The organism is Flavobacterium sp., assembly GCF_028712645.1.
In the GTDB taxonomy this organism is placed as follows: Bacteria; Bacteroidota; Bacteroidia; order Flavobacteriales; family Flavobacteriaceae; genus Flavobacterium.
Map to the genome: position 1 here is coordinate 1 of NZ_JAQTPQ010000278.1, position 4,360 is coordinate 4,360.

A 4,360-nucleotide genomic window follows, 5' to 3' on the forward strand; every position below is an offset into this window, starting at 1 on the left:
ATTTTGCATTTTGTTATGGGGTCTGAACCCAATAAAAGTTGGGGTTTAACAAATAAAATAGCAAATTAATGAATAGTATTGATGTATCAATAATAGTTTTTTATATTCTATTAACAATAGGTATTGGAGTTTGGATTTCAAGAAAAGCCTCTCAAGGATTAGATGATTATTTTTTAGGAGGAAATTCTATAAAATGGTACTATCTTGGGTTGAGTAATGGTTCGGGGATGTTCGACGTTTCTGGAACGGCTTGGATGGTTGGAGTATTGTTTTTATATGGAGTAAAAAGTTTCTTTTTTATGTGGCTTTGGCCTATATGGAATCAAATTTTTGTGATGATGTTCTTGGCTGTTTGGATTCGTAAATCCAATACGATGACAGGATCCGAATGGATTTTAACTCGTTTTGGTAATGACAAAGCGGGGAAAGCTTCGCATATCATAGTAGCTGTTTTTGCTATTATTTCAACCATTGGTTTCATAGCTTATTTTTTTGAAGGAATCGGGAAGTTTATGACCATTATTTTACCTTGGGATTTAGCCTTGCATTTTGGAGATTTGATGTTGTTAAATTCGGAACAGTCCTATGCTTTACTTATCATCTTTTTAACTACAATCTATACCATCAAAGGTGGAATGTTTTCGGTAGTTGCAACAGAGGTTTTGCAATATGGAATTATGGTAATTTCAGGTTTACTAGTTGCAAGCTACGCTTTTATCAATTATACTGATGTTCAAATTAATTCGGTTATTACAGAAGAATGGAAAAATGTATTTTTCTCTGCTGAATTAGGATCACATTGGGGCGATAAATTCCAAGCTTTCAATAATTTGATAGATACCGAAGGCTACAAAATGTTTGGTTCTTTGGTAGGAATGTCTTTATTCAAAGGTTTTTTTGCAAGTATTGCTGGACCAACACCTAGTTATGATTTACAACGAATTCTTTCGACCAAATCGGTTAAAGAAGCGGCTTATATGAGTGGGTTTACGAACCTAATTTTATTTATTCCAAGATATTTATTAATTGCAGGAATTGTTGTTATTGCTTTAGTGACTTTGGCTCCTGAAATGGCTGCTAATCCTCATTTGACTGGAGCTGACCTAGAAGTAATAATGCCAAAAGTGATTAATCTTCACATTCCGGTGGGAATTAAAGGTTTATTATTGGCTGGTTTATTGGCGGCTTTTATGTCAACATTTTCCGCATTTGTAAATGCAGGACCAGCGTATATCGTAAATGATTTGTATAAAAAATATTTCAAAGCCAACGAAACCAGTGCACACTATATCAAAATAAGTCAAATCGCTTCTTTTATTGTGGTAGGATTAGGTGTTTTTATGGGTTTCTTTGCCGATTCGATAAATTCCTTAACTTTATGGATTACAAGTGCTTTATTTGGGGGTTATGTAGCAGCCAATTTCTTAAAATGGATTTGGTGGCGATTTAATGGTTGGGGCTATTTTTGGGGAATGTTTTCAGGATTAGTAGTTGCCTCTTTAGAGTTTGTTTTAGATCAAAACAAAGCAAATTTTGCACCTGGAACTTTACTGCATACCATTTCAGGAATGCAAGCCATTTATTTATTTCCAGTTATATTAGCTTTTTCTACCTTGGGTTGTATTTTAGGAACTTTTCTAAGCAAACCAACCGATATGGAAGTGTTAAAATCATTTTATACCAATGTAAGACCTTGGGGTTTTTGGAAACCAGTTTATAATATATTAAAAAGTGAAAATCAAAATTTTGAAAAAAACGATGATTTCTGGAAAGATATGCTCAACTGCGTTATCGGAATTGTTTGGCAATCAAGTATGATTGTATTGCCTGTATTTTTCATTATCAGAGATTATCCAAAAGCAATAATTTCGTTAGTAGTATTTTTGGCTACTTCGATTATTTTAAAATATACTTGGCTAGATAAAGTTCGAAAAATTGCAGATTAATTTTTTTAAAAATAAACCCGAAAGTTGTAAAATTAAGTTTAACAAATAAATCAAATAGAGTGAGCACAATTCCTTGGCAAGAAAGACCTGAAAATAGTAACGAAGTAATTTGGAGATATTCAGAAAATCCAATTATTGACCGATATGCTATTCCATCATCAAACAGTATTTTTAATAGTGCGGTTGTTCCTTTTGGGGACGGATTTGCGGGTGTTTTTAGATGTGATAACAAAGCCGTGCAAATGAATATTTTTGCTGGTTTTAGTAAAGATGGAATCAATTGGGATATTAATCACGAACCAATTGAAATGAAAGCTGGTAATACTGAAATGATAGAATCAGCCTATAAATATGACCCTCGTGTGGTATTTATCGAAGATCGTTATTGGATTACTTGGTGTAATGGCTATAATGGACCAACTATTGGAATTGGCTATACTTTTGATTTCGTAGAATTTTTTCAATGTGAAAATGCTTATTTGCCTTTCAACAGAAATGGGGTTTTATTTCCACAAAAAATTAACGGAAAATACGCAATGTTAAGTCGCCCGAGCGATAACGGTCACACGCCTTTTGGCGATATTTGGATTAGTTATAGTCCAGATATGAAATATTGGGGAGAACACCGTTTGGTAATGAAACCAACACCTTTTGAAGATAGTGCTTGGCAATGTACCAAAGTTGGTGCAGGCCCAATTCCTATTCTTATTGATGAGGGTTGGTTGATGATGTACCACGGAGTGATTAATACCTGTAACGGTTTTCGTTATGCAATGGGTGCAGCTATTTTAGATAAAGATCAGCCAAATAAGGTCAAATACAGAACACAACCTTATTTATTAGGGCCAGCTAAGCTATACGAACAAGTGGGTGATGTAGCTAATGTGGTTTTTCCTTGTGCTGCTTTACATGACATAAAAGAAGATAAATTAGCCGTATATTACGGTGCTGCAGATACTGTTGTAGCGATGGCATTTGGTAAATTAAGTGAAGTAATTCAATTTACAAAAGATAATAGTTTATAAGATAAAATATGGTTGTAAAATTGAAATGGTTAACAGTTACTTTAGGTTTTATTTCGATAATTGGTTGTGCCCAATCCAAAAAAGGAATTATTCCCAAAAGCTATGTTGCCTATAAAACTGTCGATAAAATTGTAATCGATGGTGATGAGTCTGATGTTTCGTGGTCAAAAGTAGATTGGTCTGATCCTTTTATTGATATTGAAGGTATCGACAAACCAAAGTATAACACAAAAGTGAAAATGCTTTGGGACGAAAATAACTTTTATATCTTAGCTAAAATGGAGGAGCCAAACGTTTGGGCCAACTTAAAACAGCGAGATACCATTATTTTTTATAACAATGATTTTGAAGTTTTCATCGATCCAGATGGTGATACTTTTAATTATTATGAATTGGAAATAAATGCGTTAAATACAGCTTGGGATTTATTTTTAACAAAACCTTACAGAGAAAATGACAACGTTGTCTTAAACGATTGGAACATTCCAGGGTTAAAATCGTCAGTTAAAATTAATGGAACATTAAATAATCCAAACGATACCGATGAAGGTTGGATGTTAGAAATGGCCATTCCATGGGCAGCCTATAAAACTTCCTATTTTGATAAAAATGTTCCAATAAATAAATTTTGGAGAGTAAATTTCTCTAGAGTCAATTGGCAACATTCCATTATTGACGGTCAATACGAACGTAAAAAAGATACAAAAGGTAAATTTTTGCCAGAGTATAATTGGGTTTGGTCGCCACAAGGTGTGATTAATATGCACGAACCTGAGAAATGGGGTTATGTTTATTTTTCTTCGAAAGAAGGAAAAGATACTTTTACGATTCCGCAGGATGAAAAAGTGAAATGGGAATTATATACTTTATACAGGGCTCAAAAAGAATATTATCAAAAACACAAAGTGTGGGCAAAATCTTTAGCCAATCTTACTAAAGAAACCATTAGTGTTGACAATAAAATTTTAAAACTTGTTTTAGAAAATCATTCAACAGGGTTTAATATTTCAGTAAGAAGTCCTTTTTCAAATAACACATTAATTATTAAACAAGATGGTAAAATTATATCAAACTAAGAAAACGATGAAACTACTACCTAAGTTATTATTTTTTGTATTTACATTAAGTATTATTTCATGCGTTAGCAAAAAAGAAGTTGGAAGCCAACAATTAACTACTGATGTTAAAACACCATTTAAATTTGGTGTATGGATTACAGCTGACGCTAAAAGAAGCAATGAATCTTATAGCAAAGAGTTCAAAAAATACAAAGACGGCGGAATCGATGAAGTATTAATCAACACCAATGCTGATCCAGAATTATTAAAAAAATTAGTTCCAGTAGCCACTAAAGAAGGCTTGAAAGTGCATACTTGGATTATGACTATG

Annotated in this window: 3 protein-coding genes and 1 pseudogene; all 4 read left to right on the plus strand. The window is 33.0% G+C overall.

From position 1 onward, the window contains the following. Nucleotides 1-68 precede the first annotated feature (68 nt). Nucleotides 69-1,946, plus strand: a complete 1,878-nt coding sequence (locus PHC28_RS16110; protein ID WP_300103070.1) for a sodium:solute symporter family protein — start codon at nt 69-71, stop codon at nt 1,944-1,946. 59 nt (nt 1,947-2,005) lie between these two features. After that, a complete protein-coding gene (locus PHC28_RS16115) occupies nt 2,006-2,971 on the plus strand; it encodes a glycoside hydrolase family 130 protein (RefSeq protein WP_300103073.1) in 966 nt (321 codons plus the stop codon). Between the two features lie 8 nt (nt 2,972-2,979). Then, on the plus strand, nt 2,980-4,047 hold the full coding sequence (locus PHC28_RS16120; RefSeq protein WP_300103076.1) for a carbohydrate-binding family 9-like protein: 1,068 nt from the start codon (nt 2,980-2,982) through the stop codon (nt 4,045-4,047). A gap of 7 nt (nt 4,048-4,054) precedes the next feature. Further along, nucleotides 4,055-4,360 (plus strand): annotated as a pseudogene (locus PHC28_RS16125) (hypothetical protein); the annotation flags it as partial.

Coding starts and splice junctions, on each gene's coding strand:
- PHC28_RS16110 (WP_300103070.1), top strand. CDS start 69: ATGAATAGTATTGATGTATCAATAATAGTTTTTTATATTCTATTAACA.
- PHC28_RS16120 (WP_300103076.1), top strand. CDS start 2,980: ATGGTTGTAAAATTGAAATGGTTAACAGTTACTTTAGGTTTTATTTCG.